This window comes from Lysinibacillus mangiferihumi, assembly GCF_003049665.1.
In the GTDB taxonomy this organism is placed as follows: domain Bacteria; phylum Bacillota; class Bacilli; order Bacillales_A; family Planococcaceae; genus Lysinibacillus; species Lysinibacillus mangiferihumi.
The window spans coordinates 1-24,180 of sequence record NZ_PYWM01000040.1 but is presented as its reverse complement, the minus strand read 5'-3'; the positions used below and the strand labels follow the sequence as shown (position 1 = coordinate 24,180).

23 protein-coding genes and 1 riboswitch are annotated in these 24,180 nt (G+C 37.5%); of the genes, 12 read left to right on the top strand and 11 right to left on the bottom strand.

All coding sequences use genetic code 11. The features are described 5' to 3' along the window. Positions 1 to 180: 180 nt before the first annotated feature. Both C9J37_RS24140 and C9J37_RS24135 read left to right on the top strand, forming a co-directional pair. The gene (locus C9J37_RS24140; protein ID WP_107897445.1) at positions 181 to 1,338 is read left to right on the top strand and encodes an exonuclease SbcCD subunit D; all 1,158 of its coding nucleotides are present in this window, start codon (positions 181 to 183) and stop codon (positions 1,336 to 1,338) included. Next, the gene (locus tag C9J37_RS24135; RefSeq protein WP_107897444.1) at positions 1,335 to 4,415 is read left to right on the top strand and encodes an AAA family ATPase; all 3,081 of its coding nucleotides are present in this window, start codon (positions 1,335 to 1,337) and stop codon (positions 4,413 to 4,415) included. The genes C9J37_RS24140 and C9J37_RS24135 overlap by 4 nt, the downstream gene beginning before the upstream one ends. Positions 4,416 to 4,517: 102 nt before the next feature. Here C9J37_RS24135 and C9J37_RS29470 read toward each other — a convergent pair whose 3' ends face one another. Then, positions 4,518 to 4,640: a small protein YxzF gene (locus tag C9J37_RS29470; RefSeq protein WP_268808048.1), complete on the bottom strand. Its 123-nt coding sequence runs from the start codon at positions 4,638 to 4,640 to the stop codon at positions 4,518 to 4,520. A 28-nt stretch (positions 4,641 to 4,668) separates the two neighbouring features. Next, the gene (locus tag C9J37_RS24130) at positions 4,669 to 5,001 is read right to left on the bottom strand and encodes a magnetosome magnetite crystal formation protein family (protein WP_107897443.1); all 333 of its coding nucleotides are present in this window, start codon (positions 4,999 to 5,001) and stop codon (positions 4,669 to 4,671) included. A 127-nt stretch (positions 5,002 to 5,128) separates the two neighbouring features. Next, positions 5,129 to 5,236: riboswitch (TPP riboswitch) on the top strand. 126 nt (positions 5,237 to 5,362) lie between these two features. Between C9J37_RS24130 and thiT the strand changes: the two genes are divergently transcribed. Beyond that, positions 5,363 to 5,923: an energy-coupled thiamine transporter ThiT gene (thiT, locus tag C9J37_RS24125; protein ID WP_107897442.1), complete on the top strand. Its 561-nt coding sequence runs from the start codon at positions 5,363 to 5,365 to the stop codon at positions 5,921 to 5,923. A 255-nt stretch (positions 5,924 to 6,178) separates the two neighbouring features. Beyond that, positions 6,179 to 6,934, top strand: coding sequence for a type I methionyl aminopeptidase (gene map / locus C9J37_RS24120; RefSeq protein ID WP_024364522.1), 756 nt, complete (start codon positions 6,179 to 6,181; stop codon positions 6,932 to 6,934). 27 nt (positions 6,935 to 6,961) lie between these two features. Here map and C9J37_RS24115 read toward each other — a convergent pair whose 3' ends face one another. Further along, positions 6,962 to 7,675 (bottom strand): TspO-related membrane protein, encoded by a 714-nt coding sequence (locus tag C9J37_RS24115; protein WP_107897441.1) that lies wholly within the window; start codon positions 7,673 to 7,675, stop codon positions 6,962 to 6,964. Between the two features lie 206 nt (positions 7,676 to 7,881). Between C9J37_RS24115 and C9J37_RS24110 the strand changes: the two genes are divergently transcribed. Together C9J37_RS24110 and C9J37_RS24105 are read left to right on the top strand one after the other, a co-directional pair. Beyond that, the gene (locus C9J37_RS24110) at positions 7,882 to 8,709 is read left to right on the top strand and encodes a polyphosphate kinase 2 family protein (RefSeq protein ID WP_107897440.1); all 828 of its coding nucleotides are present in this window, start codon (positions 7,882 to 7,884) and stop codon (positions 8,707 to 8,709) included. A 113-nt stretch (positions 8,710 to 8,822) separates the two neighbouring features. Beyond that, entirely contained in the window at positions 8,823 to 9,413 is a 591-nt protein-coding gene (locus tag C9J37_RS24105) for a GNAT family N-acetyltransferase (RefSeq protein WP_051147783.1), read from the top strand. A gap of 302 nt (positions 9,414 to 9,715) precedes the next feature. Here the strand turns inward: C9J37_RS24105 and C9J37_RS24100 are convergent, their stop codons facing one another. The 4 genes from C9J37_RS24100 to C9J37_RS24090 form a co-directional block, all read right to left on the bottom strand. Beyond that, on the bottom strand, positions 9,716 to 10,465 hold the full coding sequence (locus C9J37_RS24100) for a class I SAM-dependent methyltransferase (RefSeq protein ID WP_107897439.1): 750 nt from the start codon (positions 10,463 to 10,465) through the stop codon (positions 9,716 to 9,718). Between the two features lie 236 nt (positions 10,466 to 10,701). Further along, positions 10,702 to 11,262, bottom strand: coding sequence for a beta-class carbonic anhydrase (locus C9J37_RS24095; RefSeq protein ID WP_107897438.1), 561 nt, complete (start codon positions 11,260 to 11,262; stop codon positions 10,702 to 10,704). Positions 11,263 to 11,446: 184 nt separating this feature from the next. After that, positions 11,447 to 11,581, bottom strand: a complete 135-nt coding sequence (locus C9J37_RS29465; RefSeq protein WP_268808047.1) for a hypothetical protein — start codon at positions 11,579 to 11,581, stop codon at positions 11,447 to 11,449. A 142-nt stretch (positions 11,582 to 11,723) separates the two neighbouring features. After that, complete coding sequence (locus C9J37_RS24090) at positions 11,724 to 12,959, bottom strand: aminopeptidase (RefSeq protein ID WP_107897437.1); 1,236 nt, start codon at positions 12,957 to 12,959, stop codon at positions 11,724 to 11,726. A 198-nt stretch (positions 12,960 to 13,157) separates the two neighbouring features. Here C9J37_RS24090 and motA point away from each other — a divergent pair, with 198 nt between their 5' ends. Next, positions 13,158 to 13,961 carry a flagellar motor stator protein MotA gene (motA, locus tag C9J37_RS24085; RefSeq protein WP_107897436.1) on the top strand — a complete coding sequence of 268 codons (804 nt, stop codon included), beginning with the start codon at positions 13,158 to 13,160 and terminating at the stop codon, positions 13,959 to 13,961. Further along, on the top strand, positions 13,945 to 14,721 hold the full coding sequence (motB, locus tag C9J37_RS24080) for a flagellar motor protein MotB (RefSeq protein WP_107897435.1): 777 nt from the start codon (positions 13,945 to 13,947) through the stop codon (positions 14,719 to 14,721). Before motA ends, motB begins: the two co-directional genes overlap by 17 nt. Before the next feature lie 90 nt (positions 14,722 to 14,811). On the opposite strand, the gene C9J37_RS24075 is transcribed toward motB, so the two are convergent. Then, complete coding sequence (locus tag C9J37_RS24075; RefSeq protein ID WP_024364531.1) at positions 14,812 to 15,033, bottom strand: DUF1128 domain-containing protein; 222 nt, start codon at positions 15,031 to 15,033, stop codon at positions 14,812 to 14,814. A gap of 180 nt (positions 15,034 to 15,213) precedes the next feature. Here C9J37_RS24075 and C9J37_RS24070 point away from each other — a divergent pair, with 180 nt between their 5' ends. Beyond that, a complete protein-coding gene (locus C9J37_RS24070; RefSeq protein WP_024364532.1) occupies positions 15,214 to 15,540 on the top strand; it encodes a YtxH domain-containing protein in 327 nt (108 codons plus the stop codon). A 24-nt stretch (positions 15,541 to 15,564) separates the two neighbouring features. Next, the gene (locus C9J37_RS24065; RefSeq protein WP_024364533.1) at positions 15,565 to 16,488 is read left to right on the top strand and encodes a YihY/virulence factor BrkB family protein; all 924 of its coding nucleotides are present in this window, start codon (positions 15,565 to 15,567) and stop codon (positions 16,486 to 16,488) included. Positions 16,489 to 17,185: 697 nt separating this feature from the next. Here the strand turns inward: C9J37_RS24065 and C9J37_RS24060 are convergent. Both C9J37_RS24060 and C9J37_RS24055 read right to left on the bottom strand, forming a co-directional pair. Beyond that, the gene (locus C9J37_RS24060; RefSeq protein ID WP_107897434.1) at positions 17,186 to 19,090 is read right to left on the bottom strand and encodes a heavy metal translocating P-type ATPase; all 1,905 of its coding nucleotides are present in this window, start codon (positions 19,088 to 19,090) and stop codon (positions 17,186 to 17,188) included. A 355-nt stretch (positions 19,091 to 19,445) separates the two neighbouring features. Beyond that, positions 19,446 to 20,981 (bottom strand): fumarate hydratase, encoded by a 1,536-nt coding sequence (locus C9J37_RS24055; protein ID WP_024364535.1) that lies wholly within the window; start codon positions 20,979 to 20,981, stop codon positions 19,446 to 19,448. 220 nt (positions 20,982 to 21,201) lie between these two features. Between C9J37_RS24055 and C9J37_RS24050 the strand changes: the two genes are divergently transcribed. Further along, complete coding sequence (locus tag C9J37_RS24050) at positions 21,202 to 22,002, top strand: YwqG family protein (RefSeq protein ID WP_107897433.1); 801 nt, start codon at positions 21,202 to 21,204, stop codon at positions 22,000 to 22,002. A 44-nt stretch (positions 22,003 to 22,046) separates the two neighbouring features. On the opposite strand, the gene C9J37_RS24045 is transcribed toward C9J37_RS24050, so the two are convergent. Continuing rightward, positions 22,047 to 22,232: an SE1561 family protein gene (locus C9J37_RS24045; RefSeq protein ID WP_024364537.1), complete on the bottom strand. Its 186-nt coding sequence runs from the start codon at positions 22,230 to 22,232 to the stop codon at positions 22,047 to 22,049. Positions 22,233 to 22,597: 365 nt separating this feature from the next. Here C9J37_RS24045 and C9J37_RS24040 point away from each other — a divergent pair, with 365 nt between their 5' ends. Then, entirely contained in the window at positions 22,598 to 23,779 is a 1,182-nt protein-coding gene (locus C9J37_RS24040; protein WP_107897455.1) for an MFS transporter, read from the top strand. The last annotated feature ends 401 nt before the right edge of the window (positions 23,780 to 24,180 follow it).

Sequence of the window (24,180 nt, the reverse complement as noted above, 5' to 3'; positions counted from 1 at the left end):
AAAGTAAAAAAGTATGCTAAGTATCTGAATCGGCTCCTAATTAGAAGCAGTTCAAGTAACTTAGCATGCTTTTTTAGTGCCAGGCACGCAAACAATTCTGAAAATTATGAGTGCCAGTCACTGAAACAATTTAGTTTGAAGGCATGATAAAATAAAAGAAAAACAGGAGGTGCATAGACAATGAAAATATTCCATACAGCCGATTGGCATTTAGGAAAACTTGTACAAGGTATCTATATGACCGAGGATCAGCGTTATATTTTACAGCAATTTTTGCAAGCGATTGAAGAAGAACAACCTGATGCAATTATTGTAGCAGGCGATTTATATGATCGTTCAATGCCACCTGTAGAGGCAGTTAACTTATTAAACGATGTTTTCGCAGAAATTGTACTTGAAAAGAAAATTCCGGTGTTGGCAGTTGCCGGAAATCATGATAGTGCGGGACGATTAAATTTTGGTAGTCGTCTTATGCGAGATAGTGGGTTACATATCGTAGGGCAATTCACAAAAGAACATTCACCAATCGTTCTAACAGATGAATTCGGTGAGGTGCATTTTCACCTAGTGCCATATGCAGAACCAGCCTCCGTACGCACGATTTTAGAAGATGATACGATTCAGTCACATCAAGATGCAATGCAAAAAATCATCGCACATATTCAGCAAACGATGGATACAACAAAGCGGCATATTTTTATTGGACATGCTTTTGTGACGAAATATGGCTTTGAAGAAGAAAATACAAGTGATTCGGAACGACCGCTATCCATCGGTGGGTCAGATTGCGTGGACGCTGCCTTATTTGAACATTTCAACTATACGGCACTCGGCCATTTGCATAAAGCCCACTTTGTACTGAATAACACAATTCGCTATGCAGGTTCACCGTTGAAATATTCGTTGTCTGAACATTTGCATGAGAAAGGCTTTTTAATTGTAGAGCTAGATGCTAATGGACATGTAGAGGTGAACAAACGCAAGCTTGTGCCAAGACGTGATCTACGAGTGGTGGAAGGCTTCATGGATGATTTATTAAAACTCCCACCATGTGATGATTATGTCTTTGTACGATTAACAGACACGACACCTGTAGCCTCACCGATGGAGCGAATCCGTACTGTTTTTCCACATGCAATGCATATTGAACGTAAAGCATCACGAATACAAGTAGCCCAAGAAATACAAGCTGTTGAAACGGAAAAAGTAGAGGATATTGACTTGTTTCGTGGATTTTATGCAGATGTTTTGGGCGATCAACCTGATCCAGAAACCGAGCGTTTGTTTTTAGAGATGCTACAAGAATTATTAGATGAGGAACGGGAGGCAGTTCGATGAAACCACTCAAGTTAACGATTACTGCTTTCGGTCCATATAAACATACAGAAGTGATTGATTTCCAACAGCTTGGAGAGTACCGTTTATTTGCTATTTCAGGCAAAACAGGCGCTGGGAAAACGACGATTTTTGATGCGATTTGTTATGCGTTGTATGGTGCAGGAAGTGGTGAAGATCGTCAGGATACAGCTATGCTTCGGAGCGGCTTTGCTGCGGATGATGTTTACACCGCAGTAGAATTGGTTTTTGAAATGCGCGGTAAAGTGTATCACATTTTACGCCAGCCGGGTCATATTAAAGCAAAAAATAAAAGTGTCACAGGAAGAAAAGTTGAATTAGCAGAAATAAAGGATGGTAAATTTGACTTTAGTATAGTGGAGAAGCAGCAAACAAATGAAGTAGATAAAAAACTGCTTGAAATTATAGGGCTAACAAAAGATCAGTTTAGTCAAATTGTGATGTTGCCCCAAGGGGAATTTCGCAAGTTATTAACTTCTGATTCCTCCAATAAAGAAGTCATTTTACGTAAAATTTTTAAAACAGATCGTTTTAATGCAATGACCAAAAAACTAGATATCAAAAGAAAAGAAGCCGAAAAGGATGTCGAGCGTGCCCAACAATTGAAAGAACATTTACTTGGACAAATTGCAGGTGCATTACCACAACGGTCATCAACACTATTTACTTGTATAAGCAATAATACGGATAATATGCATCAACTAAAAAATGCCCTTGAAGAAGAGCAATTCTTTTATAATGCTAGTATCCAAACGGAACAGCTCCGCTATGAAGAAGCCTATGCGCATCATCAAAAGGAACAAGAATATTACAGTATGGCGAAAGCGCTGAACGAGCAGTTCGAGCAACAGGAGCAACGACAAGCCCGTTTGCAAATGCTGTTACAACAACAACATTTATATACAGCGAAGGAACAGGAAATACAATTAGCTGAACAAGCGGAGCGTCTTCTTACTTTTGAACAACAGTGTGTAGAATTACGGACAGAGCAAAATCATAAGGAACAACTTTATCAGCAAGCTACAATAAATCATCAAAACGCTTTGGCACAACTAGAAATAGCCCAGCAATTATTTTCAGAGGAAGAAGCGAAAGAACCAGCGCGTCAGCAAATATTGCAACAAGAAATGCAGCTATTAGCCCTGTTACCAAAGTTTGAGGCATTTGAGCATAATCAGCAACAACTAGAAATAACGCAACAACTTGTTGAAAATGCTAAACGTGCAGTAGCAGATAATCTAAACATTTTAGAAAAAGAGCAAACCCAACTTCAAGAGTTAACAACAACCATTGAGCAATATGAAAAACAAATGGAGCCCTATGCGGGTTATTTAGAACAACTTCCTAAGCTTAAAGAACAAGTCACATTATTAGCTCAATGGGAAAAATATGAGCAAGCGAGTGAGCTAGCTGAGCAAGCGCTTCAAAGGGCGCAACAGCTCTATCAAGAAAGTAACAAAGCGCTACAGACCAAGGAACAACAATGGATTACCAGTCAGGCAAGTATTTTAGCAGCCAAGTTAAAGGATGGCGATGCTTGTCCCGTTTGTGGCAGTACAACACACCAATTAACACATAGTGAGCCACTAGCAGTCGTGGATGAAGTGGAGCTGGAAACAATCCGCGCGACAGCTCATGCAAATGAGAGAAATTATTATGAAAAAGAAGCAACAGTCAAAACAACAAAACAATTGCTTCAAGAGGTGGCTGAACAGGTAGAAGCTAGCCATATAGCACTAGCTGATCGAGTAGAACTTACAACTTCATTACAATTCATTGAGCAACAAGTTACTGTCTTAAAAATCGTTAACGATCAACTATCTATCGCACGGACTAAGCTAAAAGAGCAAGTGGCAAGAAATGAACAATTGCAACACAAACAAGTCCAGTTAGAGCACTATTTTGCTGAGCAGTCGAAAGAATTAATTAAACAGCAAGCAATTGTGGAAGAACAACAAAAGTATATTCCTGAACATGTAAAGTCATTGCAACAATTAAAGCAAACAATGGAAGATATAAAATCGCAAAAGAATGCCTTACAAGCAGCATGGAACGCAAGTCAGCATAATCTACAAGCAACAAAAGAAGCGTCACATAAGGCAGCTATAGCAGAAGAACTGGCGAAAAAAGCATATGAGGAATTGCAAAACAAACTGAATGAAAAACGAGAACAATTTGTCACAAGCATGAACAATGTTGGTTTTACAACATATGAAGCATATGCGGCGGCAAAGCGAAGTATTGTACAAATCGAGGAATTACGTAAAGCGTGCCGGGATTACGCTTTACAACAGCACTCTTTACAGCAACAAATCTTAGATGGAGCACAACATCTTGAAGGAAAAGAGAAGCAAAATTTAACGATATTAGAAGACAAGCTGGAGATGCTGCGAGCAACATCTGAAGAAGCATTTAAAATATTGCAACAGACGAAAAATTATGCAACAGCATGTGCAGACTTTATTGTTAAAGTTGATGAAACGGCGAGGGAAATACGGATACTCGAAAAAGAAGCAGGTCGTGTAAAAGAACTTTACACCGTGTTGAATGGTCAAAATCCCAAAAAACTGTCATTTGAGCGTTTTATTCAAATCAATTATTTAGATAAGATTACAGCAGCAGCCAACCTTCGTTTATTCCATTTATCCAATGGACAGTTTGAATTGCGGCGCTCTGATCGCTTGGAGAAGCATGCCAAGCAAAGTGGGTTAGGGTTAGATGTGTATGATGCTTATACGGACCAATTAAGAGATGTAAAAACATTATCTGGTGGGGAGAAGTTTAATGCGTCATTAAGTCTTGCATTAGGTATGGCAGATGTTATTCAAAGCTTCCAAGGGAATATTCAGATTGAAACGATGTTTATCGACGAGGGCTTTGGTTCTTTAGATGAGGAAGCGTTAAATAAAGCAATTGATACGTTAATTGATTTACAAGATTCAGGAAGAATGATTGGTGTTATTTCACATGTAGCCGAGTTAAAAGCCGCAATGCCAGCCGTTTTACATGTTGAAAAAACGTTAAGTGGACATAGTACAACACACTTTGAAGTAAAGTAGTGCCAGTCACCCAAACAATTCTAAATAAAACCCACTTGCACGCTGTGGTGTAAGTGGGTTTTGTGTGCCAGTCACTCAAACAATTTAAAGAAGTCAGTGCGCTTATTTTCTGCGTGTTGATACGTAAGGTGCTGTCCCTTTTTTTGCAGCAACTACTTTTTTGACGATAGGAATGACAATAGGTGCAAATTTTATAGCGGTTTTCACTACTTTTGATACTTTCATGAATACGACATCTCCTTAGTACTAAATTTTAACGTATAACTCGTACAGCTTGCACAATATTCCAAATGACAATACCTAATGATACGAGTAAATAAATTGCAAATGAAGCAAACCAAATGATAATGAATGTATTCCCATTTGAAGAAGGATCAAACGTGTTCAATGACATTGTAGAAAATATAAAGATAGCAAAGAAAATGAAACCCAAGACTAACGGAATTAAGTGAGAAATAAGTGCTCGAATGGAATGTCTTTTGACTTCACTATCCTTTGAAACAAAGTAAACGATTAATGGAACGACAAATGGTGCAATAAAAATACTGAGATAACTAAACGCAGATAAAACTTTTTGATTCTCCATAATTGTTCCTCCCTTTTTAATATTTACGCATAGAAAGCCTAAAAGTTTCAAAAAAAATAATTGAGGAAAAGGTTGTAATCGCAAAGGTGTTTGCGTACAATGAGGGTGTTCAATAAAAATGAGATGTAACGACCACAAGGGGAGCTGATGATGTCAGCTGAGACTGGGCACGTAATGCCTTTACTCTTTGAACCTGTAAGTTAACACTTGCGTAGGGATGTGGATAGAAACCGACACTTTTACGATGTGAGGCTCTGTCCTGGCATCGTTTTTTTTATGCCGGATCGAGGTGCACATTCAAATAATTGTTTTCTATTCCTGCTCTTGTATCCTACATCGGAACAAAGGAGAGAATAATAGTATGGACAAAAAAAGATTACTCATGCTGGTGGAGATTGCAATTTTCGCAGCGGTAGGGCTTGTGCTCGATCAAGTTTCTTTTAAAGTATGGGCACAAGGTGGCTCGGTAAGCTTAGTTATGATACCAATTATTTTAATGGCATTTCGTTGGGGGCTTTTGTCAGGGCTCACAACAGGTCTATTAATTGGTGTGCTACAAACAATGTTTGGTGCTTATATTGTGCACTGGCTTCAAGGATTACTAGATTACGGGGTAGCCTTTACTGTAGTAGGTTTAGCGGCAATCGTTCGTGAACCTGTATTAAAAGCCGCAACAGCACTCAACAAAAAGAAAATGGCTCTGTACATAGTGATGGGAACAGTGTTAGCTGGTTTTTTACGCTATCTTGCACACACGATTGCAGGTGCAGTATTCTTTGCAGAGTATGCGGGCGATCAAAATGCATGGATTTATTCAATTATTTATAATGGAACATATATGCTACCAGCAACTATTTTAACAGCTATTGTCGGTGTTCTATTATTTACAGCAGCGCCACAATTAATGCAACGAAAATCATAAATGAATGGAAATAGTATGCTAAGAATCACTTAGTATACTATTTTTCATATTGAGAACGATTAGTTTAAATGCACTGTAGATACACGGTAGAGAAAGGCTGTTTTAATGTCTAAAGACTTTTAAAATCGTCTGTTTTTTCTATGAGTAGCACTAATGAAATCCTATTGGCATAGAATAATTAAAGCTTTTGGCGTTATGCACATAAAAAGTTATGTTATATTAAAGAGTAGATATTAGATGAAAGGGACGTTAAAAATGATTGTAAAAACCCAAGAAGAAATTGAAGCCTTTAAAAAAATTGGTCGCATTTGTGCGGAAATTCGTGAGGCGATGAAAGCAGCTACAAAACCTGGTGTGACAACACTTGAATTAGATGAAATTGCAGGACGTATGTTTGCTGAAGCAGGAGCTATTTCAGGTCCTAAGGGAGAGTATGATTTCCCAGGTTACACTTGTATTAGTGTCAATGAAGAAGTTGCCCATGGTATCCCAGGACAACGTATTATTAAAGAGGGAGATATTGTTAATATTGATGTATCCGGCTCTTTAAATGGTTACTTTGCAGATACAGGTATTTCTTTTGTAGTAGGGGAAGGTTATGAGGATAAAGAAAAACTTTGCCGCGTAGCAAAAAGCGCTTTTGATCGTGCAATGACTAAAGTAAAAGCTGGTTCGAAATTAAACCAAATTGGGAAAGCGGTAGAGCGTGAGGCTTATGCCAATGACTTAACAGTTATTATGAACTTAACGGGTCATGGATTAGGTCGTTCATTGCATGATGAACCAAACCACATTTTAAACTATTACGATGCGTGGGATTCAACAATTATGAAAGAAGGCATGGTGTTAGCTGTAGAGCCTTTTATTTCAGCAAAAGCAGAGCATATCGTGGAAGCTGGTGATGGCTGGACATTTATCACGCCTGATAAATCTTTAGTTGCCCAAATTGAGCATTCGATTATTGTAACAAAAGACAAACCAATCATTTTAACTTCATTAGATGAGCAATAAGACGAACTAAAAAACCTGCTTACCGATTTATTTTTGGTAAGCAGGTTTTTTTTTGACGAATAGAATACCAACAACAAGTACACCACATAAAAATAAGGCTGCTGTCGTCACAAGCAACTCGTCAAGATGATTATGAAATGCAATGCCAACGAATGCCCAGATGAAAACGCTAGGATAGACAATATCAAAATGATGATAACGTATATGTAAGGCAATCACGACACCAATTGTCAGTAAAATAACTGCCCAAAGTGGATTGCTAAGACCAAAGCCATTCCATTCATAAGAAGTTAACGTAAAACTCGTATTTGTCATCAATAAAAATGTAGACCAAGCAAAGTAAAGTGAAATCGGTAGGCGGCCAGATAATGCATTATTGGAATGTGAGTACGTATTGTAAAGGAAAAATAAGTATAGTACTAACAATACTGTACAGATGAAAAATACTATGAATAATTCATAATGCCAAAATAAAATAGAAATCGCTTGTAATATACATACGTTGCTAAAGAGAACAGTCTGTTTTATAGTTGTCTTTTTAAAATTCATAACTAACCAATAAGCGAGCAAAATGTAAATGACTATCCATATCATATAACTAATATTAATAGGTGCAAACATTACGGGAAAACGATTTGAGATTTCTAACGAAGATTGACCATTTATTTTTATAAAATAGGATGAAAAGGTTAGGATGAGTGAGACAATATACGTAATTGTCATTAAAATAAACTTAGGCAAGGTTTCCTCTCCCTTCGTGTTAAATTGTATAGGGAAAAGACAAATAAGTATAGGACTGTCACAGAATATCTATTTTATTATAGCGGAAAATCCTTACAATGTATCAAGTGAATTTGTTGAAATTATCTACAATTTACCATTTAGATATGCATCCAAATACTTCTTTAGTACAATAGAAATATCCAATTTAAAGGAGTGGAATTTTAATGACTCAAAATCTAAAAAATCTTGACCTATCGATTGAACTAGATAAAAAAATGTATAAAAAGAAATTAAAAGTACTCCAATATGAAATGTTAAATGCACAGCAATTTTTACTAAATAATAAAATCGGACTTATTCTAGTATTTGAAGGAATGGATGCTGCTGGTAAGGGAGGCGCCATTAAACGTCTTATTGAACGGGTAGACCCTAGGGGTTACGTTGTTCATCCAATTTCAGCACCACAGCCTCACGAATTACGCTATAACTACTTGCAACGTTTTTGGAGAAAATTACCGCAGCATGGTCAGATTGCCATTTTCGACCGCTCTTGGTATGGACGAGTGCTAGTAGAGCGTATCGAAGGATTTGCAAATAAAGAAGAATGGTCTCGCGCGTATGAGGAGATTAACAACTTTGAGAAGATTTTAACGGCTGGAGACTACATTGTTATAAAATTCTGGTTACATGTGTCTGACGAAGAGCAATTGAAGCGTTTTAATGAGCGTGCGCAAGATCCATATAAATCATGGAAGTTAACAGATGAGGATTGGAGAAATCGCGAAAAAACACCAGAATATATCGCAGCAGCGAATGATATGTTTGAAAAAACAGACAAGAAAAATGCGCCATGGGTTTTGGTAGCAGGAAACGATAAAAAACATGCACGCGTACAAGTGCTACAAGAAACGCTTGCACATATTGAACGCGAGGCGCAAAAGCGTGGTTTACATTTAACAAATGTTTTAGACAAGTCCCAATTAGAGGATGCAGAATCATCTAGTATTGAACTGTTAGAAATCCAATCAAAAGAACAAGTGAAAAATAAATAAATAATATGATTGATGCTGTGATAACAAGACAGGAGCTGTTTTGGTTGTAGCAGCATCTTTTTTTACATACAATGATCATATACTGACAATTATCGGAAGGCTTGTGGAGAGAAATGGTGCTAAAAATTTGGAATTTATTAAGGAAAAAGGGTGGAAATGTGGTCTCGATTCAGGGGGAGAAATGCTACGTTCGCACATTCCAAGAAAAAGATGCACAAAGTTTAACGGGTCTTGTAAGTCGAAACAAATATTTTTGGTCTACATATGAACCGTTACAGCGACCTGAGTACTATACAGTTGATGCACAGTATAAAAAAATTCAAGAAAGTTTATATTTAATGAGCTCAAAGAGAGAATTTACTTTCGGCATATATGAGCAAGGTACAAATAATTTAATAGGTCACATTGCGTTGTATGCTATCAAACGTTTACCGTATTCAAGTGCCTTTGTTGGTTATGCGATGGATGAAATCTATATAGGAAAAGGAATTGTAACAGAAGCAGTAGAATTGGTTGTACAATTTGCCTTTGAACAAATAGGGCTACATCGTGTGGAGGCGTATGTATCGACTGAAAATAACGCTTCAATTCGGGTGTTGGAGAAATCAGGATTTCAACGAGAAGGCTTATTAAGAAAATTATTGTATATCAATGGGCAATGGGTAGATCATTATATGTATGCTCGCCTAGAGCCATCATCATGAACACACAACAAGTTATAATAAAGTACAAAAAGTGTTAGATGACTGCTATCAATCTAACACTTTTTTGCTGCGCCATTGTTGTCCGCTTGGGCGGAGCTTTCCGCTCAGCACAGTAAGCCGCAACCCTCTGCTTGCGCGCAGAATGCCCGCGTCTTACGCAGTGTGCGTTCTGGGCAGGAGTCACCGCCTATGCTACCAACAATCAATGCTCACTTCTAATTAAAGAATGAATAGCTAAGGTTTCGTTAATTGTACTAACACCTTTGTTACATTTTCATTTTTTAGAACCTAAACTAGCAAAATCATTTAACAGCTTCAAAGGTGATGGTTTGATTTCGGTCTGTAGGATATTGCTTATAACAATAATCCGATGAAATAACGATATCTTTAAAGCCAATTTGCATTAAAAGCCTTTTAAATTCTTGAATTCCATACCATTTTAAGGTGAAAATTTCAAATTCGCTTTCGATACATTTGCCTTCTTTCCATTTATCATAGCGATGGTGGGTAGTTGTCGTTTGTTCAATATAATTGATTGCAGATTGTGTTATTTGCAATGTAATCAATTCATCTTGCTTATTTGTAAACGTTCGATATTGAGAGCTACCTTCATGAAAATCTGGTTGCAAAAATATATCGACTATCAATCTACCATTTGGTTCTAAATGATGATAAAAATTGGATAGGCTAGTCATAGCCTTTACATCATCAGTAATTAATAAAAATGTTCCAGTAGGGATAATGATTGCTTCATAAAGTTGATTAGATTGGAATGTCTCCATATTTGCTTGATAAATAGTTGCTTCTTTCTGTGCCTTTTTTAGATTGCCTCGACAGTAGTCTAACATTTCCTCGGATAAATCAAAGCCTTCAATAGCGAAACCTTGTTCAAGTAAAGGAATTAAAATACGCCCTGTTCCAACAGCTGGTTCTAATATCTTTCCTTTGACATGCTGAAGTCTGTCGCTATAATATTCGACATCACCGAATGATGTGCCGATTGGCTTATCTAGATTATAAACTTCTGCTGAAATCGAATGATAAGTATACATATTGTCCTCCAACTTTTATTTACTATTTATAGTATCATTACATAAATTTACCTAATTATTGTGTGAAACGCAAGAAATGTTCAATAAAAGGAATGTCTACTACATTATTTACAGCGATATAATATGCGAAAGCAAATAAAAAATGTGTCTATCATTCGATTATTCGATACGATAGACACATTTTTAATTATATAGAAAGCTTTTCTGCCAAAAACTATGCCTTTGGCGTTATCGTTTTATTTACTACCGTCGTCAATTAAATCAAGGCGACCAGTATTTGGATCAATAACTAAACCGTGAACAGGCACACTATCAACCATTAACGGGTGATTACGAATTGTATCGACACTTTTCTTCACGCTAGTCGCGACATCGCCGAAACCACGTAAGAAATCTTTTAAATCAATACCAGAGTACTCCATCATCTTAATGGTTTCTTCTTTAATACCGCGGTCTACCATTTGGTTAAGCATTGCATCTGGATCAACTGCGCTCATACCACAGTCATAATGTCCAACTACATACACCTCATCAGCTTGCAGTCCATAAACCGCAACGAGTAAACTACGCATTACTGCACCGAATGGGTGACTCACTAAAGCACCAGCACTTTTTACAATTTTTACGTCGCCGTTTCTTAAATTCATCGCTTTTGGTAATAGTTCTACAAGGCGAGTGTCCATACAAGATAAAACAACGATACGCTTATCGGGGTACTTCGTTGTAATAAAAGGCTCATATTTTTTTTCTTGAACGAAATCTTCATTGAACTTTAAAATCTCTTTTAACATTGTCATGAAAGTTTGCTCCCTTCCCTAATGAAATATTTTAGAGCAAAAATGTAAATATGCAAATAATAATGACAATATTCACGCAATTTTCATGAAAAAAAAAGAAGTTTGGTAAATTATTTAGCGAATCTACTATGACATATTTATAAACGAAAAAAAACAGCTACATGAAGTAGCTGTTTTTATATGATTAATATTTTTCTTTTGGTTGTGGATCTACAGTTACAGAAGATTTGCTATCTAAGCCAACTTGTAGATAGTGGATAAAGAATCCCATAGAAATTAATAGTACGGCTGAAACGCCAAGTACAGTTGTAATGAACATTATAAAAGCTCCTCTCTACTTAAATAATCTACTATATGAACTACTCTAATTATACAATAGGTTGCTAGGAAAATGTAAGGATAATTTATGACATCCATAAGATACCTAGCCTAGAATAATATTAATAGGACTGACTATTTACTTAAAAGGCCCAGTTGCCATTGCGGAAAATTGGTTCGATTTGACCATCAGCTGCAATGCCGTCAATATCCATATTAGCACAGCCAATCATAAAGTCAACATGCGTTAAACTTTGATTTAGACCGTGAGATAGCAATTCTTTTGCTGACATTTCTTTGCCACCTTCAATACAAAAGGAATAAGCATTGCCTATAGCTAAATGATTAGAGGCATTTTCATCGAATAATGTATTGTAAAATAATAATCCGGATTGTGAGATAGGTGATTGATGGGGAACAAGTGCTATTTCCCCAAGATACTGTGCACCTTCATCTGTTGCAACAAGTGATGCTAAAATATCTTGTCCTTGCTGTGCTTGTATATCGATAATACGACCATCTTTAAATGTTAATGTAAACTGATCGATAATATTTCCACTATAGCTTAAAGGTTTTGTACTTGAGACAAAGCCATTGACACCTGTTTTGAGTGGGGCTGTAAAAACTTCTTCTGTTGGCATATTTGCCATAAATGTATTGCCATATATATTGACACTACTGCCACCTGTCCATATATGCTTCTCTGGTAACTCAATCGTTAAATCTGTTCCTGGAGCTTGATAGCGCAAGAACTTAAATTGTTTCATATTTAGGTAGTCGGCTTTGTTATGTAACTGTTCGTCGTGAGTTTTCCAAGCATTGACCGGATCATCTTGGTCTGTGCGTGTAGCAGCAAAGATTGCTTCCCATAATGACTCTACTTGCTGTTCTTCTGGTAGCTGAGGGAATACTTTGGCTGCCCATTGTTTAGAAGGAGCAGCGATAACCGTCCAGCTAAATTTATCGGCTCGCATCATAGTATAGTAGTTAGCGAGTGCTTGACCTGAGGCTTTTTGGAAAGTCATAATTTTTTCATGATCGATATCCTTTAAGAGGTCTGGGTTTTGTGAAACGATGCTTAAAAAGGCAGCACCTTGCTCTGCAAGCCATTCACGCTCTTGAATTTTCCATGGAGGATAAAAATCAAATGAGTCTTTTGGAGCTTTTTCATAACGTGTGCGCACAAGTCGATCATCTGATAAGTCAACAAAAACCTGTTTTGCACCATTTTCATAAGCAATTTTAGTAATTATTTCAGCTAATTTTAAGTTATCGGTCGAACAACTCACATAAAGGTATTGATTTTTCTGGATATTTACTCCTATTTTCACGGCTAATTCGGCATATCTTAGTAATTTTGTGTCAAATGATAATAACAAATTCTTAACTCCTTTCGATAATAGACAATTTAGTGTATTATTCTTAATTCAATATAATCAAATATGGTCGAAATGTGAATAAAAAGCATTTATTGCATCGAAAAATTAGTGAAATACATTTATACTATATAATATGTTTATTTAAAATATGGAAAATAGGACGAAAATAAGTTAGATAGAAGATTTGGAGGTTCTAATATGGATTTATCGTCAGTAGTAGGGATAATTTTAGCGCTAATCGCACTGTTAACAGGGATGGTGTTAAAGGGTGTAAGTTTAAGTGCCTTTTACAATCCAGCGGCTATTTTAATTATCATCTTCGGTACAATATCTGCTGTAACAATTGCCTTTCCTATGAAGGAACTAAAGCGGGTACCAAAGCTGTTTAAAATTCTTTTTAAAGAAACAAAACTAGCAGATGATATTGAAATTATTAAGATGTTTTCACAATGGGCCGATTTAGCTCGTCGTGAAGGATTGTTAGCCTTAGAAAGTAAGGCTTCAGAAATTGAAGATCCATTTTTAAAAAATGGTCTTACATTAGCAATTGATGGTCAAAACGCAGATTATATCCGTGATGTATTAACAGAAGAAGTAGAAGCGATGGAAGAACGACATATCAGTGGTTCAGCTATTTTTACACAAGCAGGTACATATGCCCCGACATTAGGGGTACTCGGTGCGGTAGTAGGGTTAATCGCAGCGTTAGGGAATATGAATGATATTGATAAGCTAGGTCATGCTATATCAGGTGCATTCATGGCAACATTATTAGGTATCTTTACAGGTTACGTACTATGGCATCCATTTGCCAACAAGTTAAAACGTAAATCAGCAGTTGAAGTAAAGCAAAAACGTATGATGATTGAAGGCATTCTTTCTGTATTAGAAGGGGAAGCACCACGTGTTATTGAACAAAAATTATCTTCTTATTTAACGATGGAAGAGCGTCGTCAAATTACGGGTGAAAGCGGGGCGGGCGGCCTTGGCAAAGAAAGCTAAGAAAAAAAAGCATGAAGATCATGTTGATGAGTCTTGGTTAGTACCATATGCTGATATTTTAACGTTATTACTGGCGTTATTTATCGTACTTTTTGCATCTAGTTCGGTTGACCAAGAAAAATTAGAGCGTATGTCGGCAGTGTTTAATCAAATATTTGATGGTGGGACGAGCTTTTTAGAACAACCATCTCCAATGCAAACACCGGATGCAAATAATGATCAAACACCGCAACAGCCACAGCAAAACTCAGCGTATTTAAAGGATCAACAGGAGTTAGCTGAAATTAAAGATAGTGTAGATAACTTTATTGCAGTCAATGAGATGGAAGGTCAATTCGCAACAGAAATGACAGATGAAGGTTTACTTGTTACCATTCGCGATAGTATTTTGTTCGATCCAGGTAAAGCTACTATTAAGCCTGAGTATAACAAAATTGCTAGTGAACTTGCAGCAGTATTAGTGTCTGACCCAGCACGTAGTATTGTCATTACTGGCCATACAGATAACGTACCGCAAACAGGTCCTGAGTTTGCTTCAAACTGGGAATTATCGGTAATGCGAGCGGTGAACTTTTTAAAGATTTTAGTGGATAGTAATTCAAAACTTGATCCGGTTTATTTTAGTGCAAAAGGGTATGGTGAAAATAAAGCCATTGCACCGAATAATACGGCTGAAGGGCGTGCGAAAAATCGTCGTGTGGAAGTATTAATTCAACCACTTGTTGCTGAAGATGGCTCTGCTGCGAAAAATACGCAGTAGTCAAAAGAAAAAGCTATTAGCAAATGACTTAAAGGTCCTTGCTAATAGCTTTTTTAATGTAGAGAGGTAAAGGGTTATAGGGCATTGCTATTATTTGCGTAAAGAGCCCAATTCAGCAACGATAGCCTGCATTTCACTAGGGCTAAATGTGTCACGTTTCATAACCATTTCGTATAGATAGACTAAATCTTCATAATTTGCTTCATCAAAATTCTCTGATTTCATGGCATCTACATTGACCATGCGAAGCTTATCTTTCATTTGATCGACCATATAAATAACGTTTTCTTTTGACGATATAGATAAATCCATTCAATTAACCTACCTTTCATAATCCTAGCCAATATCATTTCATTGAATAAAAAAAATGTCAACACTGTAATTGGGCGTTGCTTTAAAAATAGACTGTAATTGGGTAGAATAAGGGCAGTAAGCTGTTTAATTATAAGAAAATAGGGAATAAACATTACACAAGCAGGGGGTATATAAAATATGGGACAAAGTAAATTATTAGCATCCATCGTCGTAGGTGCTGCTGTAGGTGCTGCATTAAGCATGTTTGATCGTACTACACGAGAGAAAACGGTCGCTACTACTAAAAAAATGAAGGAAGCGGTATCCTATTACGCATCGCATCGTAATGAACTGCAAGATTTAATTGAGGAAAAGGTAATAGCAGCTAAAGTACTTTGTGATAGCGTATCAGAAAATGTCAATACAATAGCTGAGAAAGTCGATGAATTTAAAGAATTACCTTCCACTATTCAAGGCATGATTAGCGATACAAAAACAGCCTTTACCTCACCAGAAAAAGAATAGGCTGTAGTTCAAGGAGGGAATTAAATGGAAAAGAAAAAGGCATCCATACGTTCTTCATTTGCGGAAGTAAAAGCATTTTTTTCGCCAAATGAAGATATGGTAGATGTGATGACATCGAAAGGCTTTATCCAAGATTTAATGCTTCGCATACAACGCGTTGAAATATCGGCGCTCGGGGCGCAACTTGCTTATTTCTTTTTGCTATCTTTCTTCCCCCTACTCATTTTCCTTGTAACGCTATTGCCATATTTAAATTTAGAAACAACGCAAGTTTATTCGTTTTTAGTTAATTTAATGCCTGACGAAGTATACAGGTTGATTGAAAGTACATTAAATGAAGTGCTAACGAACCGTAATAGCAGCCTATTATCAATTGGTGTACTTGGGACGATTTGGTCTGCGTCAAAAGGAATCAATGCGTTATTAAGAGCTTTAAATAAAGCGTACGATACCGAAAATAGGGTGAGCTTTATAGATCGTGGGCTCTCTCTTGTATTTACTTTAGCTTTAGTAATTGTAATAGCAGTCGCGCTTTTATTACCTGTTTTTGGACAGCAAATTGGTCATTTTTTGTTTTCAATCGTTAGTATTGAAGATGAGTTTGAATCCCTTTGGCGCAATATTCGCTGGTCGATGCCACCGTTACTTATTTTTGTAGTGTTGATGGCAATTTACTGGTTAGTACCGAATACGACACCTCGATTGAAATTAATGGGTGTTTGGCCAGGCGCAATGTTTTCGACGCTCGCATGGTTGCTTGTGACATATGGTTTTTCTTTTTATATTAGTAATTTTGGAAACTATTCTGCTACATATGGTAGTATTGGTGGCGTTATTATATTAATGCTGTGGCTGTATTTTACAGGAATGATTTTAATTTTTGGTGGTGTCTTAAATGCCACGATGCAAAAGAGAGCATTGCTTAAAGCGGAAGGTGCTATTAAATAACTGTAAAAGTAGCTCAAAAGAGAAAAAGTGTTAGATTGACTGCAATCAATCTAACACTTTTTGCTATGCGTGGATATAGCTACAGTGGATGCTTCCGTGGGCACACCGTTGATTTCCGTTCCAGGCGCTCCCTTTCCGCAGGCACGGCTTCAACTAATTTTTGCAGCTGTCGCCGCAAAAATGGATTTTCAGCTCGTGCTGTTCCTGCTGGAGTGTCGCGCCTTCCACTCCAATCAACTAATCACGCATCGCAGAAAATTGTGTGAGTGACTGGCACTAGGGAGTCTTCTTAAAGTGCAAAAATCCACTTTGCTTTCCGCGGGCACGACGTAAGCCGCAACCCTCGCTAACGCGCGGTTTGTTGCGTCTTACATTCTGTGCGTTCTCGCAGGGGTCTACGTGGATTTTTACTTAGTAAAATTGTGTGAGTGACTGGCACCGACATATGCTCTGTGTGCAAAAGACTCCACTATAAATGAAGGCTAGCAGATACAAACTTTGCGATTGTAGTGAAGGGTTGCTCGACTCCTGCGGGACAAGCGTGACACTTAAGACCCCGCACGTAGCGCAGTGGAGGAGGAGGCTTAAGCCACGCCCGCGGAAAGCGAGCCACCCGTAACGAAAATCAATGGCAGTAGTTTATTTTTATGAATTGGATGACACTTTAAAAGGTGGTCTCGGTTTGAGACCACCTTTTTTATACATTTTTATTAAGCATACGTAAACCGTTTAAAATAACGAGAATTGTACTGCCTTCATGACCTATAACACCTAGTGGTAAATCGACAACTTGTAAAAAGTTAGAGGCAATCAATAAAACAATGATACCGATAGAGAAGAAAATATTTTGTTTCACGATTCGTTGCATTTTGCGAGAAAGACGAACCGCATAGGCAATTTTAGATAAATCATTTTTCATTAATACGACATCTGCTGTTTCTAAGGCAACATCTGTCCCTTCTCCCATTGCAATACCAGTAGTGGCTGTTGCTAATGCTGGTGCGTCATTGATACCGTCACCAACCATCCCTACGTATTTATGTTGATCGAGGAGGCGTTTCATTTCCGTCACTTTTGTTTCAGGAAGACATTCTGCCACAAATTCAGTAACGCCTGCCTCTTTTGCGATCACTTTAGCCGTTTTCTCATTATCGCCAGTCAGCATAATGACATCGATTCCTAATTCTTTTAACAATGCGACAGCTTTTTTTGCTTCATCACGAACAGTATCTTTTAACGCAGCAAGTGCGACAATACCTTCTTTGTCACGTATGAAGATTACTGTTTTACCTTCAGCAGAAAGCTTTGATAATGCGTTATTTGCGAAGGTGTTAGCCTCTTCACTTCCAACAAAATCTGGTTTACCTATTAGATACTCTGTTCCATTGACAAAGCCTTTCATGCCCCAACCAGGGATATCTTCAATCGTTGCTTGTGCAAACTGAGATATGTGTTGTGCTTTAGCATAGGTAGTAATCGCTTGTGCTAATGGATGGTTTGACTGTGCTTCAATACCCGCAAGAATCGCTAATGTTTCTTCTTGATTTAAGCCATCGCGTACGATGAAGTCTGTAACGACTGGTTTACCTTGTGTTAAAGTTCCTGTTTTATCGACCGCTAATGCACGTAACGCACTTAAATGCTCGAGGTGTAAGCCACCTTTAAATAGTATCCCGTTTTTCGCGCCATTCGAAATAGCTGCTAATGTGGCAGGCATAATGGATGCAACTAGTGCACATGGAGATGCCACTACTAAAAGTACCATTGCTCGATAAAACGTTGTCGTCCAGTCCCAACCGATTAAAAAGTGGGGAAGGAACATCATAAGTGCAACAGATAGTAACACGAATTTTACATAAGTACCTTCAAATTTTTCGATAAATTGCTGTGAAGGTGATTTTTCACTTTGAGCATTTTGCACAAGCATAATAATTTTTTGGAATAATGTTTCGGAATTCGGTTTTGTCATTTCCATAGTAATCGCGCCATTTAAATTAACTGTCCCTGCAAATACTTCGTCACCTTCAAACTTGGCAATCGGTAATGGCTCACCACTAATAGCAGATTCATCGATAGAAGACTGTCCTTTAAAAATAATACCGTCCGCTGGGACACGTTCACCAGGTTTAATCAGTAAATGGTCTCCAATTTTTAGTGTTGAGACTGCGACTTTCATCGGTTCAAAACCGCCGCGTACTAACCAAGCTTCCTCAGGTTGTAAATTCATAAGTGCAGAAATTTCGCGATGACTTTTGTTCATTGCATATGTTTCTAAAGCGCCACTGACAGCAAAGATAAAAATAAGAATGGCTCCCTCTGTCCAATAGCCAATCGCTGCTGAGCCGATCGCAGCTAAAATCATTAGTAACTCTACATTTAATTTTTTTTCTTTTATTGTTTCTTCGATGCCTTCTTTTGCTTTTGCAAATCCTCCAACACAAAAAGCAACAATATATAAAAGAACTGAAGCTGTTGTTTGATCATTTGTATCTAAACGCCATGCAAGCAAAATAAATAAACCAGCCATGATAGCAGCAATTAGTTCTGCATGCACTTTGATATTCTCAATTAAACTAACATTTTCTCGATTAGAATACTCCATCTAAATCCCCCCTGATAATGAAAATCAATATCAAAAACCTTATAAATTAAAGAAAAACAAGCGTTTTTGTAGTTGATAACCACTTTCATTCAAGTCCTTCTTAATTTAGAATTATTATAACAAAGCTGTTTGGAAAAAGAAAGGAATAAATTTAAATTAGAATAAAAAGTCCTTTGAAATATTTGGTTTAGAGGAGTTGCAAATCAATATACTGATAAAATAGTGAGCTTGTTCAAGAAAAAAGAGGGGTTTATATAGCGAAGAAAAAAGACACAGTATATTCACTAGGAATATTCTGTGCCTTTATTTTGTGTTCGTTAGAGGTAAATCTTTTCGTTAAAAATGTGCTATTAGCTTAGAAAACTCTTTCTGCATGTAGCGCAAGTTTTTCTAGAGAAGATTTATCTACATCAGCGTGAAGCGAGTTACCGTGAGAGTCCATTGTTACTACGGCTGTGAACCCTTCAACGTTCAAATGCCACATAGCTTCTGGAATACCGAATTCCATTAAGTCTACACCATCTACACCTTTAATGCAGTCTGCGTAGTATTGAGCGGCACCACCGATTGCATTTAAGTAAACCCCACCGTGTTCACCTAAAGCAGCAAGTGTTTTTGGACCCATACCGCCTTTACCAATTACAGCACGGATACCAAATTTTTTCATGATATCGCCTTGATATGGCTCCTCACGGATAGAAGTAGTTGGACCAGCAGCTTTCACTGTCCAGTTACCTTCTTCATCTTTAGCCATTACAGGGCCACAGTGATAAATAACTTGTCCGTTCAGATCAACTGGTGCATCGTGACTCATTAAGTGATGGTGAATTGCATCGCGACCAGTGTACATACGACCAGTAATAGATACAACGTCACCTACTTTAAGTGAACGAATTTGTTCTTCTGTAATAGGTGCAGTTAGTTCTACAACATTTGTAGAAGTCTCTTCTGTTGTTGCAGCAACTTCATCTTTAAATGTAATTTTTTCGCCTTCTTGATAGTGCCAGTTAATGATTTCGCCAGTTTCTGGATTAATATCAACTGCCATACGACGGTATGCCCAGCAGTTATAGGCTACTGATACGTAGAATGATGCAGGAATACGGTGCATAACGCCAATTTTACAACCAAGTAAAGTTGCTTCACCGCCGAAGCCCATTGTACCAATACCGAAAGTGTTAGCAGTTTTTACAACATATTCTTCTAATTTTGCAAGATCAGGATTTGCATTCGTATCTTCCACATGACGGAATAATTGCTCTTTTGCTAAATCATAGCCAGAAGAGCGGTCGCCACCGATACCTACGCCGATGAAGCCTGCAGAACAGCCTTGACCTTGAGCTTGGTAAACAGAGTGTAGAATACATTTACGGATACCGTCTAAGTCACGACCAGCACGACCAAGACCTTCTAACTCACATGGTAAGCTGTATTGGATGTTTTTATTTTCACAGCCGCCACCTTTAAGAATTAATTTAATCGTAATATAGTCTTTTTCCCATTGCTCGAATTTCATAACTGGTAGTCCATCACCAAGGTTGTTGCCACTGTTTGCGCCAGTTAAAGAATCAACAGCATTTGGACGTAATTTTGCATCAGCTGTTGTATCGTTAATTGCTTTTTTGATTGCTTCTTTAATCTCTAATTGGTTTACACCTACAGGAGTGTAGATTTTAAATGTTGGTAGACCAGTATCTTGGCAGATTGGTGATACATTGTCTTCTGCCATAATAATATTATTAGAGATTGTTTCCAAACTCATTGCTGCACGAGTGCCTGCATTTTCAGCTTCTTTCGCTTTTTTAATGGCACGACGTACGTCTTTTGGTAAGTTTGTTGACGTTTCTGTAATTAAATCATATAGACTTTTCTCCAAAGTTTGAAGATTCATTTTGGTATTGCCCCCCATAGAAAATTTAATTATTTCCACGAACCATTATACTCTTTTCCACTAATGAAAAAAAGAGTGCATGTAATTGTAGTAGGAATTAGCGAATAACTATAGAATTCTAATGTTTCGTAATTTGCCATTAAATGTTTAAAGAGAGTAATTGCTTATCAGGAACGTTTGTTCTATAATGGAATTAACTTTAATTCAAGGAGGATATTTCATGTCAGAAACAAATTCGTTGAAGTTACCAAAGGAAGTTGAACCATATCGAAATATAATAGAAGGAACAATGAGTCCTGTTGTTGTAATGGAAGCGCATGAAAAGGAAACGACTTTATTTGCAAGTAAATTAGCAGGGAATCCATATTTTCCACTGACTATGGAATATCCTAAAAACGAGGAACAACAACCATTAAAGCTTTTAGCACAAATTAATTTTGCGGATGTTCCTAAGCACGTGCCTCATTTACCAGAGCATGGGATATTGCAATTCTATATTGATGGTTATGATGATGTCTTAGGGATGGATTTCGATAATGGCAAAAATCAAGCGGGTTTTCGCGTTATTTTCCACGATACAATCATCGATGATGAATCGCTACTTGTGCAAGACTTCTCATTTATCGAAAATGAGGATGAAGAAATGTATTTTCCTGTAGAGAAAGAACTGGCATTAAGCTTTAAAGCAAAATTTGAACCTTTATCAATGGGTGATTTTAGAAGCAATGAAAAATACGAAAGTCTCGTAGCAGCTATAGAAGAAGACGAAGAGTTAGCAGATGTATTGTATGATGTATTATCGGGAGCTGGGCATAAAATAGGGGGATATCCTTTCTTTACACAGGATGATCCTAGAGCTTATGGCGATTATAACGATTCAACAACGTTGTTATTGCAAATAGATAGTGAAGGAGATCATATACTGTGGGGAGATTGCGGTGTTGGCAATTTCTTTATTACAGAAGAAGAGCTTAAAAATAAAGATTTTAGTCAGGTTGTTTATAATTGGGATTGTCATTAAAAAGCAAGCGGGCAAATTATTTGCTCGCTTGCTTTTGCGTGTCATTATTGTTCACGAGCGTTGAATTGCTCCATTTTCTCTTCTAAATCATCCATCATTTGAATTAGACGATCAATATCCTGTAATTCAGTCGTTTCTGGGTCGATGGCATCTAATACTTCTAAAAACATTTCAAGACGTTCTTTTAAGTAAGTTACTTGTTGCTCTTTATCAGTGATTGGCTTTGACATACATACACCTCATTTCGTCCCTTACATCGTAGCTGATTTAGGACTAAATTTCAATGCTTAGGTAAACACCTAGGACTTAGAGATTATTTTGAAAAATTAATAGACAGAATATTTACAATATTGATGTTGTATGTTAAAGTTGTTTTAAGAAATAGTAAAGGAGCTGATGGTACTAAACGGTGAACTCTAACTCGAAAAGGAGGGAGTTTAAACAAGTAATCGGCAAATAAAAAGCCGAAAATCGTGTTTATACAATTGAATGGAGATAAGTGTTAGTTAAGCCTTAGCGTAAAATCACATGTGGTGAGCGCTAAGGCTTTTTGGTATGCTGTTATGTGGAAGATGACTTGATGTTGGAGGAAAAAATGACTTACTTCTCAGATTACAGCAAAAAAAGGTTTGCAATCCTAGTGTTAATTGTATCTATATCAGGGTTTTCACAAGGAATGCTACTGCCACTTATTTCTATTATTTTTGAACGTGACGGTGTATCCTCTGCATTAAATGGTTTAAATGCGACAGGTCTATACATAGGAACTTTATTAATCTCACCGTTTATCGAACAACCTTTACGAAGATGGGGCTACAAACCAATTATTTTAATAGGTGGTGCACTTGTATTTGTCTCACTCCTCGTATTTCCTTTATGGAAAAGTGTTACATTTTGGTTCGTTTTGCGTTTGCTGATAGGTGTAGGCGATCATGCGCTACATTATGCAACTCAAACATGGATTACAAGCACAGCCGATCATAAAAGTTTAGGTAAAGGCATGGCTATTTATGGTTTGTCCTTTAGCATGGGTTTTGCGGTAGGGCCATTGATGGTAAAGCTTATACAGGTTGCTGAACCATTGCCTTTTATTGTGTCGTCGATTATGTGCTTATTTGCATGGTCATTTGTATTTTTATTACGCAACGAGAAGCCAGAGCGTCTAACCGGTGATATGAATGCAAGAGGATGGAATCGCTATAAGGTGGCTATTGTATTTGGTTGGATTGCATTTTTAGGTCCTTTTGTTTACGGTTTTTTAGAATCGTCGTTAAATGCTTTATTTCCAGTATACGCCTTGCGTAAAGGCTTTGACGTTGATATGATTCCCATTATTTTATCGGTCTTTACCTTTGGAGGCATTTTGACGCAAGTTCCTCTTGGGGCTCTGGGCGATAAAATTGGACGGCGAAACATTTTGATGACTGGAGCATTTGGGGGAGCTATCCTTTTTAGTATGGCCAGTTTTTTAGAGCAGTCACCATTAGCGGTAGCAATCGTATTTTTCTTCGCAGGTACATTGGTAGGTTCGATGTTTTCTCTTGGAATTACATACATGGCGGATTTAACGCCGAAAGAACTGTTACCGACTGGCAACTTACTTTGTGGAATTGCCTTAAGTATCGGTAGTTTAACAGGACCGTTTTTAGGCGGGGTTTATTTAGAGTTTGTAAAAAATTATAGCTTCCTTTTACTTGTGGCATTGCTCTTACTAACTGTGGCAATCGTTTTACTTGTATTTGGGAAACATAAAAATAAGCGACCAGTGACGGTTTAATGTCATGGTCGCTTTTGTATGCAAAAATAAAAGAGCGGGGCTCATCTCCCGCTCATAAAACAAAAAACGCCCAGCAAATCCGTGCTGTAATGGCGTTTTTCGGTGTGACACGGATGTTTAAGTCCATGCCACGTAGGTTTGGCACCTAACAATATATTATACAGATAAGCTATCATAAAAGCAATGAGATAGTTGAGAGATATCGAAGGAATTAAATGGAATACCCGCGTGATGGTGGAATACCAGCGGAATGGGGTGAAATACCCGCGGAGTGAGGTGAAATACCCGCGGAATGAGGTGAAATACCCGCGAAAGTAGAGTGAATACCCGCGGAATGGGGTGAAATACCCGCGAAAGTAGAGTGAATACCCGCGGAATGGGGTGAAATACCCGCGGAGTGA